This is a genomic window from Seleniivibrio woodruffii, from assembly GCF_029267515.1.
Classification (GTDB): Bacteria; Chrysiogenota; Deferribacteres; order Deferribacterales; family Geovibrionaceae; genus Seleniivibrio; species Seleniivibrio woodruffii_A.
This window is the reverse complement of the sequence record NZ_JAJUIS010000001.1, coordinates 229553-250670: the sequence shown is the minus strand read 5'-3', so window position 1 is coordinate 250670 and position 21118 is coordinate 229553. Positions and strand designations below refer to the sequence as shown.

Sequence of the window (21118 nt, the reverse complement as noted above, 5' to 3'; positions counted from 1 at the left end):
ACCTAGACATCCAGATTTCTAACGTTAAGAGCGTTGTTTTCAATAAATTCGCGGCGCGGCGCAACAACGTCACCCATAAGCAGAGTGAAAAGTTCGCTCGCAACTTCCGCATCCTCGATGCGCACCTGATAAAGGGTACGTCTTTCAGGATCTACAGTGGTTTCCCAGAGCTGTTCGGGGTTCATCTCACCAAGACCCTTATATCGCTGAATATTAAGTCCCTTCTTGCCGCGTGCCTCAATGAATCCTACGAACTCGGTAAGAGTCTCGAAATTCATTATCTCTTCGCCAACTTTAATTTTATAAGGTGCGTCACCTATCTCTTTCAGGAAATTACCAAGCCTGCGCAGCTCTCTGAACTCCGGAGTGGAGAGCAGATCAGTGTTTATCGCAAGTGTGTTGGAATTGCTTTCAAGAGTTATGTTGTACCTGCCGAACTCAGGGTTAAATCCGATATCAGTTTTAACGTAAGATTTCAGGCATCCGCCGTTTTCAAGAGCTGCGAACATATCTCTCACGAAGGTCTCTTCCTCAAGTCTAGTAAAATCAAGTCCTTCATAGGTTGCAAGAGCCTTTACAAGTCTTCTGCCGAAACCTTTTTTCTCATATTTTGTTACCATACGGTTCACTTTTATAAGGTTTATCAGAAGCTCTTTATATCTGTTGCGGTTTACACCGTGGATCTCAACGTCTTCCAGACCAAGGTCGAGCAGATAGTCCTCCATCTCGTCTTCATTCTGTATGTATCTCTCAGACTTACCCTTTTTAACTTTATAAAGAGGAGGTGCAGCAAGATAAAGATATCCGCGCTCAATTATCATACGCATATGACGGAAGAAGAATGTCATAAGCAGTGTGGAAATGTGCGCACCGTCGACGTCGGCATCGGTCATGATTATGATCTTGTGATAACGGAGCTTTTCGATATTGAAATCCTTATCACCGATGCTGGTTCCCAGCGCAGTGATGAGAGTTCTTATCTCAGCACTTGAAAGCAGTTTATCAAATCTCGCCTTTTCAACGTTAAGTATCTTACCTTTCAGTGGCAGAATAGCCTGAGTACGTCTGTCGCGGCACTGTTTCGCAGAACCTCCAGCAGAATCACCCTCGACAATGAATAGTTCAGAGTTTGCAGGATCCTTCTCCTGACAGTCGGCAAGTTTTCCGGGTAGAGTGGATACTTCAAGAACGTTCTTACGTCTGGTAAGTTCCTTCGCCTTGCGTGCTGCCTCTCTCGCTCTGTACGCCTGTAAAGCCTTATCGAGTATTTTTTTAACGATGGTTGGATTTTCTTCAAAGAAATCCTGAAGGAACCTGCTCATTACAGATTCAACAGCGTTTCTTGCGGAGCTTGATCCTAATTTTGTCTTGGTCTGACCTTCGAAAACAGGTTCATTAAGCCTTACGGAAATAATTGCAGACATACCCTCGCGGACATCATCGCCTGTGAGAGTCAGCTTCTCTTTTATAAGGTTATACTTGTTGACAAAGTTGTTGAAAACTTTTGTATAAGCTGCCTTAAAGCCTGCCTCATGGGTGCCTCCCTCCTCTGTGTGGATATTGTTGACATATGAGTAGAGGGTCTCGACATAGCTGTCGTTGTAAAGTATCGCAAACTCAACCTGAATCCTGTCATCTGTCATTTCAGAATAGTATATCGGTTCGTCGAGGATAAGAGATTTTGTCTTATTCAGGAATTTGATATAGCTGACTATACCGCCTTCCGCATGATACTCATCTGCATGATCGAAACGCTCGTCGCTTACCTTTATGCGCAGTCCGCTGTTAAGGAAAGCAAGCTCTCTGAGCCTTCTGGAAAGGGTTTCATAAGAAAAATCAAGAGTTTCGAAAATCTGAGCGTCCGGCTTAAATGTAATCTTTGTGCCATTCTTCTGAGTGTCGCCTATACGCTTAAACTCCGTAACAGGCTTGCCTCGTTCATATTTCTGGTAGTACACGCCGCCTTCTCTGCGGACGGTGACCTCAAGAAATTCACTGAGTGCGTTAACAACGGAAACACCGACGCCGTGGAGACCGCCGGATGCAAAATAAGAACCGCTGTCAAACTTACCGCCTGCGTGCAGAACGGTCATAACTACCTCAACAGTGGGTTTGCCGGCAGTGGGGTGCATACCGACAGGGATACCCCTTCCGTCATCTTCAACTGTAACAGAGCCGTCTATGTGGATAATTACGTTGATGTTGTTGCAGTATCCGGCGGAAGCCTCGTCGATTGAGTTGTCAACAACCTCGTAAACAAGGTGGTGCAGACCCCTGGAGCCGACTGACCCGATGTACATTCCGGGGCGTTGGCGAACCGCCTCAAGCCCTTCGAGCACCCGGATACTGTCTTCGCTGTAATTATTGGGAGTGTTCGTCATTTTTCACCTGTATCCTTATTGAATGTAAGTCAGAAAAGTAGTGATTTTTTACCCCGGTAACAAAAATCTGAGAGCTGGACGAAAACATCTCAAACACTTTCCTGATGCGGTTTTCGTCAAGTCCCGCTTCGAAGTCGTCCAGAAAGGTTATTATACCATTTCTGCCATTTTCTTCAAGCACTTTAAGCCCTGCAGCAAGGGTTAGAAGAACAAAGGTTTTCTTTTGACCGAATGATGAAAACCTGTCATATATTCTGCCTTCGGAAAGACAGTACAGTTTATCGCGGGATGCGCCGTAGACAACCCTTCTGTCCTCCAACTCCTTAGAAAGTATTTCAGTACGGAAACTGTTGGTTCTTATATCGAGCATAAAACCGTCGTTATCTTTAAGAAGGGAATAAAAGCCTCTGAGATGATTATTTATCTTCTCAACGGCTCCTTGCCTTGCCTGAGTGATCTTTTTTGAAACTGAGACTATTTTTTCGTTCAGAGCATCGATATATACTCTGTCAAGATGCTCCTTTTTTAGCTCAACGTATTTCATAGAATTTAGATGCTTTAATTCAGTGAGCCTGTCAAAGTGAGAAATATCAAGCTGAAAGGCTGTTCTGTCTATGAATCTGCGCCTGTCCTCCTGATCGTCTGATACAATCTGTCTGTATTCAGGTGAATAACAGATAACTGGGTGTTGCAAGAGGTATGCAGTTTTATTTGATATCTTTCCATTTTCATCGCGAAGGTCTGCTTTTGTATCGTATCGGTATCTGAAAGTTTTTTCATATCCGTCGTCTTCGCATTTTGCTGATATCTCACAGAAGGGCATATGAAAGCTGATTGCGCGGTTTACCGGCTGGGGTCTGAAACTTTTTAAGTTGAATAAAACATAAAGGGCTTCAAGAACAGAAGTTTTGCCGCTGCCGTTGTCGCCCTGAATGTAGTTATATTTTTTAAAGTCATAAACTGAATCACTGTGGTTTCTGAAATTAACGAGTCTGACCCGTCGTGTATACATCAGAACCTGTTGATGGAAATAGGAACCACAAGATATTTATATTCTCCTGTATCAGGAAGCAGGACTGCAGGGTTTCTATCCGCAATCATTTTCAGGATAAAATAATCTGTATCGATGTTATTTATCATTTCGACCATATGCTTTGAGTTGAAAATTATATCAATGGGATTTCCTTTGTATTCATAGTCTTCAACCGTTTCGTTGCCTGCGCCGTATTCAGTTTCAAGGCTGTAAAGAGTGAGGCTGTCTTCTTTGAAAGACAGAACCACACCGTGAGTTATTTCGCTGGTGATGGCTGAAACACGTTTAATAACATCGAGAAATTCGGAACGTTTGAGTCTTGCCTCTAAAGGAAATTCATTGGAGAACAGTTTTGTAATACTCTTAATGTATTTTTCTATCAGCTTGGAATAAATCTGTATCGTTCCTATTTTGAAGATAATCTGCTTTCTGTCTGTGTCAATTTCGACATATTCATCGTGTTCAAGTATTTTAATAAGTTCTATAACAGTTTTTCTGGGTATATTGATGATGAATTCATTAGCGTATTCATCGTCAAAAGTGATGCTGCTGGTTGCTATTCTCTGGAAGTCCGCTGCAGATACTTCCAGCTTGTTTCCGTAAACTGCAAGATGAGCACCTGTATATTCAATTTTTGAAGCGTCTGTAGAGATGCAGAAGCTGGTTTTCTTTATAAGGTCCAGAAGAAGAGCGCTTTTGATTTTGAGGCTGTACTCAGGAGTTATTTCAGCCATTGTCGGGAAAATTTCATGGCTTATAGTTGAGAGCTTGAAATTTGATCTTCCGGCACTGATATTGATTTTTGAGCCGTCGAAAAAGAAATCTATAACAGAACCGTCTGGAATCTCTTTTACGATATCAAGAAGTTTTTTGCCGGATACAGTAGCTATGCCGGTGGTTTCGACGCTTACGTCAAGTTTTCCGGAGAAACCGACCTGCATATCTGTTGCGCGCAGTGTAACTCCGTCCGCTTCTGCTTCTATATATATGTTTTGCAGAATAGTATTGAGGTTTTTGGGGCTTGTAAAGTTGTTAGCATATTGGATGAAAGGATATATTTCATCTTTAACCGCCTTAAAACGCATACTCATTCCTCTTATTCTTATATTTTTTTATTTAGTCGTAGTAATAATAAGCTATTTGGAAATTGTTGACAAGCGATTTACGCCAAATTTGTCAAGGATTTTTGCTTGTACAGAAATGTTGAAAACATGACAGTGACTTTCAACCGGATAAACATTAAAAGAAAAGGCGTAATTTTCATAAATAAACAATGTGGATTAAATTAAAACTTGTAAACACGGATAAACAATTTATAATCTGCTAAGATACAATCAAAGGGGAGAGTTTCCATGGATAATTCCGCTTCGGGAGCGTCATTCCATGCGCAGATAGAATTTGTGTTTATGCACAATGCAAGAACGCGCAAGATACCGCTCATGTTTATAATGAAGAACAAGGAAAGATTCAGAGGCAGAGTGATGGATTTCGATCCATACCATATCCTTCTGGACGATGCTGAAATTAAGATTCTGCTTTCGAAAAACGACATTGCAACAGTTGCCGCTGCAAAGACGGTTGTTGATATCGACTTTATATCTAAAATCTATTACAGCGCGCATCAGGGCAGACACCCAAAACACACGCGTCCGCCTATGCAGGATATCTTTCTGAACGAAGTTCGTAAATCCCGCTCTCCGATAGTCAGCTTTCTGATTAACGGAGTTAAAATACGCGGAAGCCTTATCGGTTTCGATAACTACACTCTGCTGACATCATTTGAAGGTCGCCAGCAGCTCGTATATAAAAACACGATTTCTACCATATACCCCATATATCAGACAGGGGAAATTATTAAATATGACGGCGAGAGATAATGGAAAATCTGAAAATTCTTGTTGTTGATGACGAAGAACACACCAGACTCGGTTATGCCGAGATACTTAAAATGGGCGGTTATGAGGTTGATATGGCTGTGGACGGTCTGGACGGACTGTTTAAGGCTGAGAAAGGCGGCTATGATCTAATTGTGACTGACTTGCGTATGCCCAAGCTCAACGGGCTTGAGTTTATGGAAAAGATGCAGGAAAGGGGGATCGTTGCGAAAGTGATAGTGATAACGGCTTTCGGTTCGTATAAATCCTTCAAGGACTCCGAAAATCTTGGAGCCTGCATATATCTGAACAAACCTGTTCGCGCCGCTGACCTCGATGCGGCTATCAGTGAGCTTTTCAGGAAATAATCTTCTGCTCGCACTCTTTCTGCATATCAATAAACGCGGCATCCTCGTCAAGGTTAATAACTTCGTGGGTGCCGAATCTTTTTGAGAAATATACCTGTATATCTTTCTCCTGAAAGAATTGTACAGCATATATTGACGGATCACCTGAGAACGTTTTTATACGTTTTTCATACTTCTTCGGAACCGCGGACAACGACTGCAGGTCGTCTGCAAGTGTGGCGCTGTCTGTCAGTGTATAAAAAACTATGTTGTCTATGGTGCTGAAGCGTTTTTCCGCATAGCCTATCACAGATCTTATAAAAAGGCGGAATCGGTTTAGACTGTTAAGTGCGTTCTGGTCAATATAAAGGTCGCATCCCTGCTTGCGGTATATGTTGAAACGCTTGAGTCCGTCATGTTTGCCGAGCTTAACAGTAATCTCAAGGGGCATCAGATCCATAACATCCGAACGTTCCCTAAGTTGGAGACGTTTGTCTGCGAGACCGGTTTTCATGAATATTACCGCAGTGTGGAAAAAAACTGTAAAAGATATTGAATCCGGCTGATGAAAATTATCTTTAATAGTTGTTTCAAGAAGATCGTCGCTTAGACCTATCACAGGGTTTTTGCCGTTAAACTCGCTCATTGAGAGCAGCCCGTCGTACCCTGTGTTAGTGGATTCCAATTCAAAAAGGTTGCCTTCGTCCATGAAATAAGCCTTCTCCATGGAATCAAGCGGGATAAGCAGGCGCTTACCGGGTGTTTGGTTTACAAACCGCATGAAACGCACCATATCCCTGTGGTTCTGTATTGGCTGGAGTACCTCTATGAGAAAAGTCCCAATATGGATTGACGTGTATATGACAAGATTGAAGAGCTCTTTGCCTTCAAAATAACAATCGTCCAGCATTATGATTACGCGCTCAACATCTTTTATGTTTATGTTGTTGTAAATGAAATCTGAAACAAGCTGTTTTTCAAGGAGTGTTTCAAGCCGCTCATTTGACTTTATCATCCCTTTTGAAGCTATATTTCCAATTCCGGCACTGTAATGATAATACTGTATGCCGTCAGGAAGCTGGATAAGCAGCAGTCCGTCGTTGGAATACGAATCATCCTGAACAAGATTTCCGTTTATATGGGAAATTATCTTTATAGTATCCTCCTGCCTGGAGGACTGTTCAGGAGCTTCTTCGGCAACGGGAGCTGCAACTTTTTCGGGTTGTGGTGTGAAAGCAAATGTTTCATGTGAAACACGTTCTTCAGGAACATATTCGTCGAGCGGTTCATCAATTAAATCGTCAACTATAAGCTCCGGCTCATAGTTTTCAGGAACTTTTACAGGCTCCGTGGCAGAGGTTTCGCTCTGGCTCACAAAAAGATCTGAATTGAGGAAAGGCTTGAATTCGTTCTCCTCAACCTCACCTGATTTTTTAACAATTTTCATGCTGATTATGCCGGGATTAACGTTTTCGCGTTTAGTGGGTTCCTGAGTGTCTACAGTTATGGCTGATTTGATTGAGTATTGACATGCGAGACGGATGCCGGCGTCCAGACTTGTTTCAGCAAGAACAAGACGTTCTTTTTTTGTAGGTTTATTGACATCGGGACCGGTTATCTTTACTTTGCATTTTCCGCACTGGCTGCTGCCGTCACAGAGCATCCTTTCGATAAGGTCGTGTTCGCGCAGAACCTTATAAAGATTTGAGCCGTGCTTTACCTCAAGAACTATGTTTTTATTGGCTATTGTCACTTTATACTTGCTGGTAAAAAACATATAAACCCCCGGATGTATAAACTAAATCGGAAGAAAAGCAGAGTCCTGAACACTCAAACTCTAATTTTATCAGAAATATGCTGATAAATCCTGAGATCAAACTCAGTAATTATAGCGGTCAGATGGTCGAAAATATCTGCCTGCACGTCCTCATAGAAACTCCAGTCAGTATCACATACGAAAGCGTAAATTTCAATGGGGAGTCCGTCGGGCGAGGGCGCCATCTGGCGCACGATAAGGGTCATTTCCTTGTGGATATTCCTATTGGTTTCCAGATAGCGCTTAACATAGGCTCTGAAAGTACCGATATTGGTAAGCCTTCGTCTGTTAATATCAGTTCCCGTGGGATCTATGTCATCCTGCAGTTTATTTGCCAGATAGTCCTTAATAATTTCGAAAGAACTGAGACGTTCTATATCATCAGATTTCAGGAACCTGATGCTGGACTGGTCTATAACGATTGTGCGTTTTATTCGCCGTCCGCCGGATTCCTGCATTCCGCGCCAGTTTTTAAATGAGTTATCTATAAGTTTGCTTGTCGGGACCGTTACGATGGTTTTATCAAAGTTTTCCACTTTTATGGTGTAAAGAGCAATATCTGTTACAACACCATCAACGCCGAAAGCAGGCATTTCTATCCAGTCGCCTTTGTGCACGGAATCGTTGAACATTATCTGAACACCTGCAATGAAAGACATTATCGTATCTTTGAAAATTAACATAAGAACGGCGGTCATTGCACCAAGACCGCTCAGTATACCCAGAGGAGATTTACCGAGGATCATGCAGACAGTGATGATTATGCCAAGGAAACCCACAACCACCTGAATCATCTGAACGTATCCTTTGATGGGTCTGCGGGCTGAAATATCAAACGTATTATATATTTTTATAAGTACAGAGAGCAGCCTGACTATGAAAATAGTTATGTTTGCAGCAATATACGCTGAAAAAATCTGAGTAACGTGTTTGGGGAGGCTGATTATGTCGGAAGAGTAGATAATTACCAGTGCAGGTGCTATAAAAGCGAGCTGTGAGAAAACGTTGGATTCAAGAAGAATGTCATCATAATTATTTTCGGTTTTCTCAAATAGTTTATGCAGATAGCGAACCATCACCTTTTTGATAATAAAATAGCTTAGAAAGGCTATTGCGCCCACGGCGAAATATTCTGATGATTCAACAAAGAAATCCATGAGACTTTTAATATACGGATTCATTAAATAATCACCTCAAAATTACCCATATCCGCAGTAAACTCTTTGGAAGGGTTCATTACATGCAGATCCTGTTTACTGAATTTGAACCACCGTACCGTGCCGTTATCAACATGGATATCGTCCATGTATTCCGAAATATCTTTTTCAGTTTTAACTGATACGGTGAAATTTTTCTGAACCTGTTTGATGACGATAAGTGTTTCCCCAAGTTCTGTAAAGTTTGTGGAAACGTAGACAGTGTTTGAGCCGTCGGCGCCGCGTTTCAGCTTAAAAAGAGTATCCCCGACATTTTCGTCCTTTGTTTTAAGAAACGACATAACCCCGTCTGCAATCACAAGGTTGGTGAGCTGCATCTTTGTTATACCGTCTTTGGCCTGACTGTCCCCGGTGAGCAGTGCACGGAATTTCTCGTCTCCTGCGATATCCTGATCGTTCAGCAGCTTGTTTTCAAAGGTGAGTCCGCTGTTTTTCAGAGCATCTTTCAGTGTCTGAGGAGTCATTTCCTCCATGCCGGTCCGTGTAAACTTACCGAACGCCTGCATAAACTTTTCAATATCAAAGCCTGAAACCTGCTGTTTAACGTACTGCGGATTAAGATTTTCCACCGGCAGTTTTGAGAAAGTCAGAAGGATGGAATCAGTCTGAATCTTCGCTTCTGCTATGAGTGTTTTGAAAAGCTGAGGGTCGAGCTTAACTTCGAAAAGAGTATCCTTTATGCTTACAAGGGTTTTTCCGTTATCAGTCATTTTAACAATATGAATTTCAACAGGCTCTCCGTCTGACGCAGGGAGCGAGTTCAGCGGAATTTTAAGAGCTGTTGCAGTGTTGTTGTCTAAAACTGCAACTGCCGGTCGTATATTTGTCTGTGTGGGAGAGTTCTGAACCTGTTTCTGGGAGTCTGTTTGCGGAAGAACAATTTCTGTCTTTTGAGAGAGGACGCGCACGTCTTTGACAACAGCGGTACCTATCTGCTGTCTGACCTCCTGGGTCTGCTGAGAGTTTTGGGGCGGTGCCTGCGGTACTGTCTTTGGCAGAGTCAGGTCTGTGAGTTCCGGTTTAACGGCAGACTGCTGATTCTGTGTTTGCTGAGAGATTGGCTGCTGCTTTGTGAAAGTATCCTGAGGCTGTGCCGCTGAGGGCTGTGTAAAAACTGTCGCAGCCTTTTCCGGCAGAGGCGGAAAAAATCTTAACTGTGCAGTGCCGTTAGGCGCTTTTGTGACAACCGCCTGAAAGTTTTTGGATGAAGGTTCGAAATCCAGCTCGGCAGACACAATCTTTCCCTTCACAGACAGAAGAAATCCGCCCGCGCGAAGTCGTTTCAGCACCTCAACGTTCGTTTCCTCACCCTCTTTAAGGGTGACCTCCTGTCCCTGTGTGTCCTGCTGCTGCAGTGGGACAGTCTGTTTAACTATTTCCATATCAGGCTATATCCAGTTTTCTGACTATCTGTACCTCTGTTGTGGATATTCCGAGTCTTGATGCGATCTCAGTATCCGGCAGACCGGAGCGGATCAGCTCTGCGATCTTGTCCCGCATTGTCAGCGGCTCCTGAGAGTAAATAGATTCCGCTGCGGCAGAGGGTTTCTGCTGCATGGCGTAATACTGTTTCAGTACCGGTTTTTCTTCCGGAACCTTTATTGTTTCAAGCCGCTTTAATTTATCTTCGGCAAGAGTTGAGATATCTTCAAGAAGTTCTTCTTTTTTTGCGATGGCGTCTTCAAGTTTGTCGGCTATTCTCTCTGATTCTATAACAAGCTCTCGCAGTTCCTCCATAAAAGGATAGAGATCTTTAGGGCTTACGTCGGCAAGGCTCTTCTGTATGTTGTGTATCTTTGTGAAAGCTATGAGCAGCATTATAAACAGGACACATATAAGAAAAAATGCCAGACTTATCAATGTAGCTTCAGACATTAGCTCTTATCCTTTTAAGTTTTTCACGCTCTTTTTCGAAAACAAAATGTACGATTGAATCTCTGGACGTTTCGTCAAGATGAGCAAAATCGGAGATGACAATAACACCTGCCGGAGCGTTTATCACCTCTTTGGCTCTGCAAAGAGCTGCGAAGATGAAGTTGCTTGTATATTTTGGCGTTGATTGTATGAAAAAACAGTCTCCGGGTACAGCTTTGTCCGTTGTGAAAATAAGTCCGGCGCCGCTCATGGCAAGCAGTCTGCATTCATAAAGCCCGTCAATACTGCTGTCGAGTTTATGCGCGAGCAGTTCGTCCAGCTTGCCGTCAATCTGCAAAAGCAGCTTAAAGATATACTGATTGGTAACGGATTCCTCCGAAAGCAGATTTTTAACCTGAGCAGTGAGGCTGTTACGGAAACGCCTGTTTATGTTGTCCGTCTTCTGTTTATAGTCCGCAAGTTCGCTTTCGTGAACGTGGCGGAATTCCACTGTCTCATAGGTATCTATGATGTGAAACTGTTCGGATTCATCCCTTTTAACATCAGATATGGGAGAAAGAGCAAGGCTTCCGTCAGAAAATTCTTTAACGGCGCACACTGCATAATGGAGCAAGTCTTTGTCGTACCACTCCAGACGGAGATAGAGAGCGTTTAGGGCGTCCTCTTCGGCAAGTCCTGCGGGGCGCACTACAAAAGATGCCGGATTTTCACTCCGGCATTGGATAACCTGAACTTTCTCAGAACTTATAACAATCAATTTACATAGTTGCATTCTTACGCTTCCAGATCAATAATATGTCCCGTATCTTTAACAAGGCGCCGCGCAATCTGCTTTTGGCGTTCATGATTTTTGCGCTGCTCCTGTTCCTGTTTTCTTCTTTCCTCGTCACCGATGGTTTTGCCTTCCGCTTTGTCGGTTTGGTTAACGGACTCGGCTTTGTGCTTAAATTCATTCTGCTGTTCATGGGTCACAACCATAGCCTTGTTGTCAGCGTTGCGCTGCTGCACATCCTGAATCTTTTCAGCTATGACTGTGTGTTGGATCTCAATGGGACCTATCCCATGATTTTACCCTCAGATCTTTTTGTAAATTATACCGCCGCCGAAGTTCTCCATTCTGAATGATTCGGAAATCTTGTTCAGTGTTTCCGAGTGACCCAGATATAATGTTCCGGGCATTCCGAGAGATTTATGAAACAGCTCTATAACCTTTTGCTTCGCAGGGATATCGAAATATATCAGTACGTTTCTGCAAAAGATTATGTCCAGTCTTCCTACCTTGACGCTCATCATGGGGTTAAGCAGGTTGCCCTGAAAAAACTTAACCTTGTTCATAATATTCGGATCCAGCTTGAAGGCGAAACCGTCTTTTGAAAAGTATTTATCCTGTATCATAGGCGGAACGCCTCTGAAGGATATCGTTCTGTAAAGACCCTGCTGGGCAATGTTCAGCACTTCCGTGTTGATATCAGTCGCCAGAATTTCTATGTTTGCCTTTGCAAAAAGACCCGCCTCGTTCAGAAGGATGGCAAGAGAATAGGGTTCCTCGCCGGAGGAGCAGGCGGCAGACCAGATGCGCACGCTTCTTTTGCCGGAGTTTAAAAGTTCCGGAATTATTGTTTTTATCATGTGGTCCATCTGCGCTCTTTCCCGCAGGAAATATGTTTCGTTGATGGTCACCTGATTGAGCAGAACCTCCATCTCCTCACGTTTCTTGGCATCGTATTTAAGGTAATAGATGTAGTCCTTAAAACTGGTGAAGTTGAGTTCCTGTAGCCTCTTGGACAGTCTGTTTTCAAGAAGATACTTCTTGCTGTCCGCAAACGAGATTGCGGCATTCTTATAGATGATGTCTTTCAGTTCCACAAACTCGTCGTCTTTGATTTTTATGGTTGCAGCAGTTATCATATTTCTTCCAGTACAGCCTGTATCTTGTCTTTAACATACTTGCTGTCGTCAACAGCCAGCCTTGATGTGAGCATAGCCCTGAATCCTTCCGGACGGAGCTGTTCAAGAATTTCCAGAGCTTTGTAGCGCACAATCCAGCTTGAGTCGTTTGCGAAAAGGTTGAGTGCTGCTTCCTTTGCGTTCTCCCTGTTGTCGTGGAGAAGTGAGGAGAGCACTTCCTTGCGGATATCCTCGTTTCCGTTGTCCAGAATACTCATATAGAAATCGCTGAAATCACCGGGAATCTTACCCAGCGCCTCGACAATGGCGAGCTTTACGTTTTCCTCAACCTTGTCGTAGCTGTTCATGAGCCTGTCGGCTTCGGAAGCGGAACATATATCTCCGCACGCTTTAACAGCAAAATAGCCGACCCATGCGTCTGTATCGGTGATTCGCGAAATTATATCTTCAAGTTTGTCCTTGGCTCTTATTTTTGCAAGTCCGCCGGCAGAAGCCTCGCGTATTTTTATGGATTTGCTGTCCAGCCCCTTTATGAGGATGTCGGATACTCCGCTTTTGTTGAAGGATGAAACGGCGCGGATGAGCACTGCCTTAACATCGTCATCCTGTTCATTGTCCAGGGCTTCTTTAAGCAGCCCGAAACAGTTGTCGTCGTTTATCAGCGTCATAGCCTGAATAGCGGCTATGCGGATGACCTTGCTGTGGCTGGAGAGCAGCCTGCCGAGTCTCTCGGCGTCAGATTCGTCGCTGAGCAGCGAAATTGAAGCCGCAGCAGCCTCAGCAACCTCTTCGTTTCCGGTTTCAAGTACCTGATAAATCTTCTGTTTGCTTCCTGAATCCCCAAACCAGCCGAGAACAAGAACCGAAGCCTTGACGATAAGCGGGATATCGCTGTCCAACTCCTGTTTGATGCGTTCCTCTGCGCTGTAGTCGTGAGCCTTTCCCATTGTAAGGATAGCGTAAAATTTGAGTTCGGGTTCGGGCATTTCCAGTATTTCAAGGAGCTTTGCGCGGAATTCATCGGAATACGAACCGGCTATAAAGTCCGAAACTCTGTCTGCATAATCAGGCTGAAAGAATTTTTCCATCAGCTCATCGGGTGTGTATGAGGAGAAGTCCTCTTCTATGGTGAAATAAGACGTAAGGTTCGCCATTTCCATGACCTGATAAACGTTATCGCAAACGTTTGAAATGATGAACTCTGCACCGATTTTGACAGAGTTCTTTTTCATGGCTATGAGCGCCGCGAGTGCCTTACTCTGGATGTAGTAGCAGTTTTTCAGATCAAGACTGATACGCCTGAGATCTTTAAGGTTCACGATTTCGCGCGCGGCATCTTCAAGGTCTTTGAAAGGGGCATCCTGTTCCACCATTATCTTGAGGAAATCACCGTATCGGGTGAATTTATAAGACATATATTACCCCAGTGCTTGAGCTTGCGTATCGTATATCTTGAAAACTTTGTCCAGACCTGTGAAGGTGAACATTTCGCGGATATCAGCTGACATTTCGCAGAGTTTCAGCTCTTTTTTAAGTTTGTTAACGCTTTTCAGCAGGTCGATTATCTCTCTGAGACCGGAGCTGTTCATATATACAACGCCTTTGAAAGAGATTACTACTGATGAAGCGGAGTTATAGAGGTCCAGTATGCCTTTTTTCAGCTCGCTTCCCGTCTGTGCGTTCACTTCGCCTTTAACAAAAACAACTTTTTTTCCGCCGTTATCCTGTACATCAAACATCTAAGATCCTCCTAAAGTTTTTTAAAAGCCAGTATCGTGATATCATCTTCAAAGGGGTGACCCTGTGTAAATGCTCTGACATCCTCCATGATGTTGTCGATCATCTCGCTTACAGGGAGCGCCGAAAACATCATGATTTTTGAAATAAGCTGGTCATAGCCGTACTGTTCGCGGTTTCTGTTCATAGCTTCGTTCAGACCGTCTGTGTACATGAAAACTATGTCTCCGCTGTCCAGCGTCAGTGTGCCCTCTTCATATTCTACCATATCAAACGCTCCGAGGAACATTCCGTGGGCAGAAACTTTTTTAACCAGCATTTCAGACTTGTCATACAGCAGCAAAGGGTTGTGTCCCGCGCTTGCAAAATTGCAAACGCCTTTAGCAGAATCAAGAACAAGATAGAACATTGTGACAAAATCGTTGGTATGGATGTTGTCGCAGAGGATCTCGTTCACCATGGCAACAGCCTCCGACGAGGAGATGATGTCATATGTGTAGGAACGCATTATGGCGCGTGTTATCGCCATGATAACGGATGCGGGGATGCCGTGACCGGAAACGTCCGCCACGCCCAGACCCCAGTAGCCGTTGCTCATCTCGATACAGTCGTAATAATCGCCGCCTGCATGTTCCGCAGGGGTATAAAAAGCGCCGAAATCATATCCGGGTATTTCGGGCAGCTTTTCCGGAAGCAGACTCGCCTGAATCTGCCCCACCTGCATAAGCTCTTCATCTATTATCTTATGGGCTGTTTTAAGTTTATCGTTCATCCGCAGCAGGTCTTCGTTCAGAAGCGCCATCTGCCGCTGTTTCTCCTGCAGAACGCTCTGCTGGGTCTTTATCTCTTCAATAAGTTTCAGTTCTTTTGTTGTGTCCCTTAATGATTCGACAATGTATTTGTCGAAGTGGTTCATGGTTACGGTCAGTTTCTTACCGCCTGCCTCACGGAATGACCGGACGTTTTTCGGATCCAGCAGGGGGCAGTCTTTGCATTGTTCTGTATAGCCGTAAACTTCGTAGCACTTTATGGTGGACATGCTTACATGGAAAAGTCCGCATATTTCCTGAAGCGCCGTGTTGGACATGTTGATGGAGAGGTCTGGATTAACAACCATAACGCCGTCGTTCAGAGAGTTTATGGTTTTAAGAATGAAGCGGTGCTCCTTCTCTGTTTCCTTTCTTTTAAGGTTAAGGATAACGTTGGACGCCTTCAGCTCTTTTGAATGGCGTGTCAGCTTGTCTATCAGCTTTTTTGTGCTGGTGATATCCGTCAGTATCTCCGCATAGGTGCCGTTGGGCAGAGTGATGAACTTTGCCGAAAGGAGTTTGCGGAATCCTCTGTGTGTTATGGTATCGTGTTCGATATCAATCGGAATCCTGTTTTCACGCAGCTTTTGGAGCTGGCAGTCTTTGCAGGGTTCCATTTTGTTGAAAAGAACCATATGGCATTTCTTGCCGTTCATCTTCTCCGGCGGCTTGCCTGTGAGGTTTTTCACCTGCGGGCTGCAATACTGTATCTGATATTTGTCGTTTACGACAAACACCACTTCGCTGATGTAGTTTAATATCTCTTTGATGTATTCCATTTTGCCCTACGGTGCGTTCTTTTCGAGCTAAGTAATTTAAAATTATGTAATTTTAAATTATAATCTTTAAAAAATCAAACTATTTGCATTTATATAAACATACCTTTCGGGTATATTTTACTTTTTTAACATCATAATGCCGAAAAACGCCGCCATGAAAACTATAATACCTATGGAGGTGTAAAGCAGTCTGTAGCTGAGGCTTTCCGCCTTGCTCATCTGTTCGTTGTAAAACTCCTCCAGTTTCGCGTCGATCTCTTTAAGGACGCCAAGCTCCCTTTCTATCCTCTCGCGGGAGTTGTTAAGTTCATCTTCGGATTCCATCTCTATGAGCGCACCGATATAGATTATCAGGCTCTCCTGTACGTTATAAATGGTCTGAGCGAGGTATTCAAATCTGTCTGTGAACTTATAGAAGAGTGTTTTGCGAAGCTCCGGAAGCAGCTTTGCCTGAACACGTTTAAATCTGTCCTTCAGCTCCGGACTCATGTTATTAATATCGTCGATGCGATCTATATCGTTAAGAATCTGTCGTGACATCACCACGTAATGGTCGCACATATCGGAAAGGGTACTGGTGTTCACGAATACCTTTTTGCCTTTCGGCGGGTTTTGTTTCAGATAGTTGCGTATCTGGAAAAAACCTGAAGCTATTTTTACGGTTTTCCGTCTCTTAACAGCTTTTGTGGGCACACGCTTCATATCAAGCGCTTCAAGGGTCTCTATAATGTCAGCGGGTGTGAAGATGTAGTGGTTTTTTCCGTCAAGTATATCCCTTGTGTCGTCGTCGAGGTTTGAATTTGTGAAGAAAAAGAGTTTTGTAAGTCCCTCTTCGTTCATGGTTCTAAGAACGTCTGAGGATACGAATCTGTCAATTTCCTCACCGTTTCTGGCTATCTCAATCCAGACCATTGCTGATTCTTCGCTTTTAGACGACCGCCAGAGCTCTATTCTGCGTTTACTCTCCTCGTCCTTGATACTTCTGTGGACTGTGAAGGTAAAATCATGCATGACTTCTGTAACATATTCATAAAACTTGTTAAGTTTTATGTTAAAGAAGTCCTGATAGGTTATTTTCTGTTCGCCGTTATCTTCGCTCATATATCACTGCGCGCCTGTTTAACGGCTGTCCTTGTGGTCTGTTGGGTGCGACGGGATATGCCGGACCCATTCCCATCATTTTTATTGTTGATCCTGGCAGTCCGTTTTGGAGTATTTTTGCTTTAACAAAGGCGGCTCTTTTATTGGAAAGCTCTATGTTGTCTTTGTATTCTACGTTGGGTATAACTCTCACATCGTCTGTGTGACCGATGATGACATATTTTTTATTTTTGTTCAGAGATCTGATGGTATTGATGTTGTCCTGTGTCAGTTTAGTATTGAACTTGCCAAGGTCGAAATAGATTATGCCGACCTCTTTCAGGTCTTTGTCCCTGATCCCGTTGGAGTCGCATTCTTTACCGTTCTTTTCAAAAACAGCCACAACATAGGTGTCTTTTTTGATGTTTTTAAGTGAATAGCTGTCGGAAACATCCACCTGTTCACCGTTTACCACCAGTTTGACAAGGGTCTGGCAGGGACCGGGTTTAAGTTTGAAATCCACGTCGGAACCGTCTTTGACAGACAGTTTGCCTATGGGCTGAATGTCGCCTTCGCCCAGTTTCGTAACATTTACTTCGTGGTCGGAAGGCGCCGTCTGTGCGGCATCCGTTCCTCTTGATGTATTTATGTTGGGGTTATAGGGTGCCCCCGGAGCGGATTCTTCAATGGAGAGTATCTGCCATCCGTTGAGAGCTACGTTCTCTCTGGCTTCCTCTTCAGATTCCGCCCATACACGCATTTGTGTCGTCATGTTCGAATCCGGGCGGGAAATAATAACGCGGTAAAATTTGCGTTCGTTTGCGAAACTATCTCCACCAGATAAAACGACGGAAATCAGAATTAGGCTTAGAATGCTTCGGAGAAAGGTCACGGTAATTGTTTTCATCAAGTTTAAATTGTTTTGCTGCTGCTTCAAAATCGTCACCTTTTACGACGTCAACGACGGTCAGTTCGTAAATAATATCTTTTCCGCCGTAATAGTGCAAAAATGCGGTGGGTTGGAGTTTCGAGGCGGTCTGGAAACGCCGTGTTTCCGTGACCACCTCGTAAATATAAATTTTAGCCGTTGCTGTACGGCAAAATATTAATACTAAACTAAGAGTTAGAAGAGTTCGCCATAAGCTCATCGATCTTATCCATCAGCATCTGCATGTTCAGAGGCTTCAGGAGGAAAGCGTCGATGCCTGCCGCCGAAATCTTTTTGCGCTCGGAAATCTCCGACCTGCCTGATGCTGCGATAATGGGCTTGTCGTAGCCTTTTTCTCTGAGGCTGCGGGCTACCTCGTAACCGTCCATATCGGGCATCATGATGTCCGTAATGACGATATCGGGGTCAACCTTGTCTATGACTTTTATGGCGTCCTTACCGCTTGTAACCTCTTTGGTCTCCATCCAGCCGGTGGATGTGAGCAGCCTGCTGATTATCTTGCGGTCGGTGGCGGAATCGTCGATTATCATAACTGTTATCTTGTTGTTGCTCTTTCTGCCGGAGTCGGCTTTCTTCTTTTGTCTGAACCTTCTGGGCATTTTGGAGGCTATCTCCATTACGCCTGCAACGTCTATGATGAGCCTTACGCGGCCGTCACCCATGATTGTGGCACCTGCGATGCCTTCATTTCCACTGAGGTATTCGCCGAGAGATTTGATAACAATCTCTTCCTGTCCGACAAGTTTGTTTACTATGAAACCGAGACGCTTTTCAGCTATACCGACGACGACGACGTATATATCCTCGTCATAGGATTCCTGAAACTCGTAAATCTCGTTCAGACGGATAAGGCTGAGTACGGAATCGCGGAGTTTAAGAACTTCGCGTCCTTCAAAGCTGTGTATCTGTTTTTCGTTTATACGCACAGTCTCTATAACGGAAACAAGCGGGATTGCGAGTACTTCGCCGGACACTTCCACAAGGAGTGCCTGAATGATGGCGAGTGTAAGGGGCAGCTTCATCTTGAAGCGTGTACCGTGTCCGATCTCTGATTCTATATTTATGATACCGTTCAGTTTTTCAATGTTTGTCTTAACAACGTCCATGCCGACGCCGCGTCCTGAAACGTCGGTTATCTGAGCCGCAGTTGAGAAGCCGGGGCGGAAGATAAGACCGTATGCGGTCTCGTTATCCATGTTTTTTGCCTCTTCCTGAGAAATGACGTTCTTTTCAACAGCTTTCTTTTTAAGCATGTCGGGGTCGAGACCCTTACCGTCGTCTTTAATCTCAACGACGATGTGGTTGCCTTCGTGATAAGCGGAGAGGTTAACGATACCTTTGTCGGGTTTGCCTTTTTTGCGTCTTTCCGCTGGAATTTCGACACCGTGGTCAACAGCGTTTCTTATCATGTGCATAAGCGGGTCGCCGATCTCTTCCACAACGGATTTATCAAGTTCGGTTTCTTCACCTGTTATGACAAGGTCTATATCTTTCTGCATGTCGCGGCAGAGGTCGCGAACCATGCGGGGGAATTTGTTGAAAACTTTGCCGATGGGAACCATTCTTGTTTTCATCACCGCAAGCTGAAGCTCTGTGGAGATGAGACCTATCTGTGATGTGGTCTCCATAAGCTGTTCGACCAGATATTCACCTTCGAATTTCTTTTCAAGCTCGCCGGAAATCTGACCGATACGGTTACGGCTGAGAACAAGCTCTCCAACAAGGTTCATGAGCGAGTCGAGGCGGGATACGTCCACGCGTATGGTCTGCTCAACGGCAACAGCGGCTTTTTTCACCTGCTCGACGCTCTCTTTTTTTGCGTTGGACGAAGCGGATGCGCCGCCGCCGCCCATTCCGAGTCTGCCTTCGTTGGCAAGTTTGAGTTTCGCAACTATTTCGTCTGTCACTGCGGTATTGGTGCCGTTTTTGATATCCGAAAGAATTGTCTTTGTAACGTCAACGAATTCAAGCAGAACGTCCATTATTTCGGGTGTTACCTGCATTTCGTTCTTTCTCAGCTTGTTGAGAATCTCTTCGGCATGGTGGGTAACGCTGCTCATTTTGTCGAAGCCGAGGAATGAGGAGGCGCCCTTCATGGTATGCGCTGCCCTGAATATTTTATTCAGAAGATCAAAGTCGTTTTTTCTGTTTTCAAGCTCGATAAGATCCTGATCGAGACTTTCGATTATTTCGTCGGTTTCAAGAATAAAGTCCTGTACAAGGTCCTGCATTTCGTTGTTCATTGCGTCCTCCGGACCTTACTGACCGAACTCTTTAAGGAGTTCGTCAACAAGATTCTGGTCTTTTAAAAGGTCTTTTTTGTCTTTTATCTTGTCAAGCATCTGAACGTCTATCCTGTTCTCTTTGATTCCGAACATAAGAACAAGGTGAGCCAGTCTTTCCTGAAGATCATAGATTATTTTAACAAGTTTATCTATTTTTTGCTTGGTGATATCCTGAAATTCCAGAGATGCTATGATATCAAAACAGGTGTCCTGTCCGCCGAGGGCTTTGTCGCGGAGTCTGTCGATGATTCCGCCTGCCTGCCCGTATTGTCCGGCAGCGACCTGATTTTTTATTGTTTGTATGTTTTCCCTGATGTCGTCTGTGATGAAATTTATCTTGTCAACGCATGTGAGAACGTTTTCAGAGGCGGTTTTTGAGTCTGCGATGATTGCTTTCAGAGTGTCTTCGAAACCGGGAAGGTCTTCATAGCTGTCTTCCACTGTATCGTACACGGCTTTCAGCTTGTTTATGGCTTCGCTGAAATACTGTGCGATATGATAAAGCTCGTTTTCAGCGTTAACGTCAACGCCTGCAACGTCATAATTTCCTTCGTTGATGTTTCTGGCTATGTCCAGAAGTTCGTTTATGTCTTTATAATCAGACATATCACAGTCCCAGAAGTTTGTTAACCTTCTCCTGAAGCGTATCCGGTGTAAACGGTTTAACAACATAGTTGTTAACTCCGCTGCGCAGCGCAGTAAGGATATCTTCTTTGGCGGCCTCAGTGGTCACCATAAGGATGGGGGTCTCTTTGTATTCGTCCTTAGCTCTGAGTGTTTTAACGAATGTGAGACCGTCCATTTCAGGCATGTTCCAGTCGGTGATTATCAAATCAACTTCATTTTTTGCCAGAACATCAAGACCTTCCACACCGTTACCTGCTTCCAGAACGTTTGTGAAACCAAGTTTGGTGAGGGTATTCTTGATGATTCTTCGCATCGTTGAAGAATCGTCAACTGTTATAATCACATGGTCATAAGCCATTATCGGGTCCTCCACCTGTTTATATACAATATATTATTTCCAA

General features: G+C 44.1%; 21 protein-coding genes. 2 read left to right on the top strand and 19 right to left on the bottom strand.

Annotation, left to right across the window (positions count from 1 at the left end; all coding sequences use genetic code 11):
* Positions 1-2: 2 nt before the first annotated feature.
* The 3 genes from gyrB to dnaN are packed head-to-tail and all read right to left on the bottom strand — an operon-like array spanning position 3 to position 4499.
* The gene (gyrB, locus tag Q7P67_RS01160; protein WP_303849862.1) at positions 3-2381 is read right to left on the bottom strand and encodes a DNA topoisomerase (ATP-hydrolyzing) subunit B; all 2379 of its coding nucleotides are present in this window, start codon (positions 2379-2381) and stop codon (positions 3-5) included.
* Positions 2362-3393 (bottom strand): DNA replication/repair protein RecF, encoded by a 1032-nt coding sequence (locus Q7P67_RS01155; protein WP_303849860.1) that lies wholly within the window; start codon positions 3391-3393, stop codon positions 2362-2364. Before Q7P67_RS01155 ends, gyrB begins: the two co-directional genes overlap by 20 nt.
* Positions 3393-4499, bottom strand: a complete 1107-nt coding sequence (gene dnaN / locus Q7P67_RS01150; RefSeq protein WP_303849858.1) for a DNA polymerase III subunit beta — start codon at positions 4497-4499, stop codon at positions 3393-3395. Before dnaN ends, Q7P67_RS01155 begins: the two co-directional genes overlap by 1 nt.
* Positions 4500-4766: 267 nt before the next feature.
* On the opposite strand from dnaN, the gene hfq reads away from it, so the two are divergent.
* Positions 4767-5291, top strand: coding sequence for an RNA chaperone Hfq (gene hfq / locus Q7P67_RS13430; protein WP_295224127.1), 525 nt, complete (start codon positions 4767-4769; stop codon positions 5289-5291).
* Positions 5291-5656, top strand: coding sequence for a response regulator (locus tag Q7P67_RS01135; protein WP_303849857.1), 366 nt, complete (start codon positions 5291-5293; stop codon positions 5654-5656). Before hfq ends, Q7P67_RS01135 begins: the two co-directional genes overlap by 1 nt.
* On the opposite strand, the gene Q7P67_RS01130 is transcribed toward Q7P67_RS01135, so the two are convergent.
* From Q7P67_RS01130 to Q7P67_RS01055, 16 genes are all read right to left on the bottom strand, one after another.
* Positions 5646-7412 carry a 2Fe-2S iron-sulfur cluster-binding protein gene (locus tag Q7P67_RS01130; RefSeq protein ID WP_303849855.1) on the bottom strand — a complete coding sequence of 589 codons (1767 nt, stop codon included), beginning with the start codon at positions 7410-7412 and terminating at the stop codon, positions 5646-5648. The genes Q7P67_RS01135 and Q7P67_RS01130 overlap by 11 nt on opposite strands.
* Before the next feature lie 53 nt (positions 7413-7465).
* The gene (locus tag Q7P67_RS01125; protein ID WP_303849853.1) at positions 7466-8632 is read right to left on the bottom strand and encodes a mechanosensitive ion channel family protein; all 1167 of its coding nucleotides are present in this window, start codon (positions 8630-8632) and stop codon (positions 7466-7468) included.
* Positions 8632-10050, bottom strand: a complete 1419-nt coding sequence (locus Q7P67_RS01120; protein ID WP_303849851.1) for a hypothetical protein — start codon at positions 10048-10050, stop codon at positions 8632-8634. The genes Q7P67_RS01125 and Q7P67_RS01120 overlap by 1 nt, the downstream gene beginning before the upstream one ends.
* Before the next feature lies 1 nt (position 10051).
* Positions 10052-10543, bottom strand: coding sequence for a hypothetical protein (locus Q7P67_RS01115; protein WP_303849849.1), 492 nt, complete (start codon positions 10541-10543; stop codon positions 10052-10054).
* Positions 10536-11300, bottom strand: a complete 765-nt coding sequence (locus Q7P67_RS01110; protein ID WP_303849848.1) for a hypothetical protein — start codon at positions 11298-11300, stop codon at positions 10536-10538. The genes Q7P67_RS01115 and Q7P67_RS01110 overlap by 8 nt, the downstream gene beginning before the upstream one ends.
* Before the next feature lie 17 nt (positions 11301-11317).
* The gene (locus Q7P67_RS01105) at positions 11318-11551 is read right to left on the bottom strand and encodes a hypothetical protein (protein ID WP_303849846.1); all 234 of its coding nucleotides are present in this window, start codon (positions 11549-11551) and stop codon (positions 11318-11320) included.
* 66 nt (positions 11552-11617) lie between these two features.
* Positions 11618-12451: a protein-glutamate O-methyltransferase CheR gene (locus Q7P67_RS01100; protein ID WP_303849844.1), complete on the bottom strand. Its 834-nt coding sequence runs from the start codon at positions 12449-12451 to the stop codon at positions 11618-11620.
* On the bottom strand, positions 12448-13866 hold the full coding sequence (locus Q7P67_RS01095) for a HEAT repeat domain-containing protein (RefSeq protein WP_303849842.1): 1419 nt from the start codon (positions 13864-13866) through the stop codon (positions 12448-12450). The genes Q7P67_RS01100 and Q7P67_RS01095 overlap by 4 nt, the downstream gene beginning before the upstream one ends.
* Positions 13867-13869: 3 nt before the next feature.
* Complete coding sequence (locus Q7P67_RS01090; RefSeq protein WP_303849840.1) at positions 13870-14190, bottom strand: STAS domain-containing protein; 321 nt, start codon at positions 14188-14190, stop codon at positions 13870-13872.
* 11 nt (positions 14191-14201) lie between these two features.
* Positions 14202-15776 (bottom strand): SpoIIE family protein phosphatase, encoded by a 1575-nt coding sequence (locus Q7P67_RS01085; protein WP_303849838.1) that lies wholly within the window; start codon positions 15774-15776, stop codon positions 14202-14204.
* 117 nt (positions 15777-15893) lie between these two features.
* Positions 15894-16877 (bottom strand): hypothetical protein, encoded by a 984-nt coding sequence (locus tag Q7P67_RS01080; RefSeq protein WP_303849836.1) that lies wholly within the window; start codon positions 16875-16877, stop codon positions 15894-15896.
* A complete protein-coding gene (locus Q7P67_RS01075; RefSeq protein ID WP_303849834.1) occupies positions 16864-17628 on the bottom strand; it encodes an OmpA family protein in 765 nt (254 codons plus the stop codon). Before Q7P67_RS01075 ends, Q7P67_RS01080 begins: the two co-directional genes overlap by 14 nt.
* Positions 17629-17683: 55 nt before the next feature.
* Positions 17684-17920, bottom strand: coding sequence for a hypothetical protein (locus Q7P67_RS01070; RefSeq protein WP_303849832.1), 237 nt, complete (start codon positions 17918-17920; stop codon positions 17684-17686).
* 52 nt (positions 17921-17972) lie between these two features.
* The gene (locus tag Q7P67_RS01065; protein WP_303849830.1) at positions 17973-20048 is read right to left on the bottom strand and encodes a hybrid sensor histidine kinase/response regulator; all 2076 of its coding nucleotides are present in this window, start codon (positions 20046-20048) and stop codon (positions 17973-17975) included.
* A 15-nt stretch (positions 20049-20063) separates the two neighbouring features.
* Positions 20064-20696 carry a protein phosphatase CheZ gene (locus Q7P67_RS01060; protein WP_303849828.1) on the bottom strand — a complete coding sequence of 211 codons (633 nt, stop codon included), beginning with the start codon at positions 20694-20696 and terminating at the stop codon, positions 20064-20066.
* Between the two features lies 1 nt (position 20697).
* Positions 20698-21075: a response regulator gene (locus tag Q7P67_RS01055; RefSeq protein ID WP_132871265.1), complete on the bottom strand. Its 378-nt coding sequence runs from the start codon at positions 21073-21075 to the stop codon at positions 20698-20700.
* Between the last annotated feature and the right edge of the window lie 43 nt (positions 21076-21118).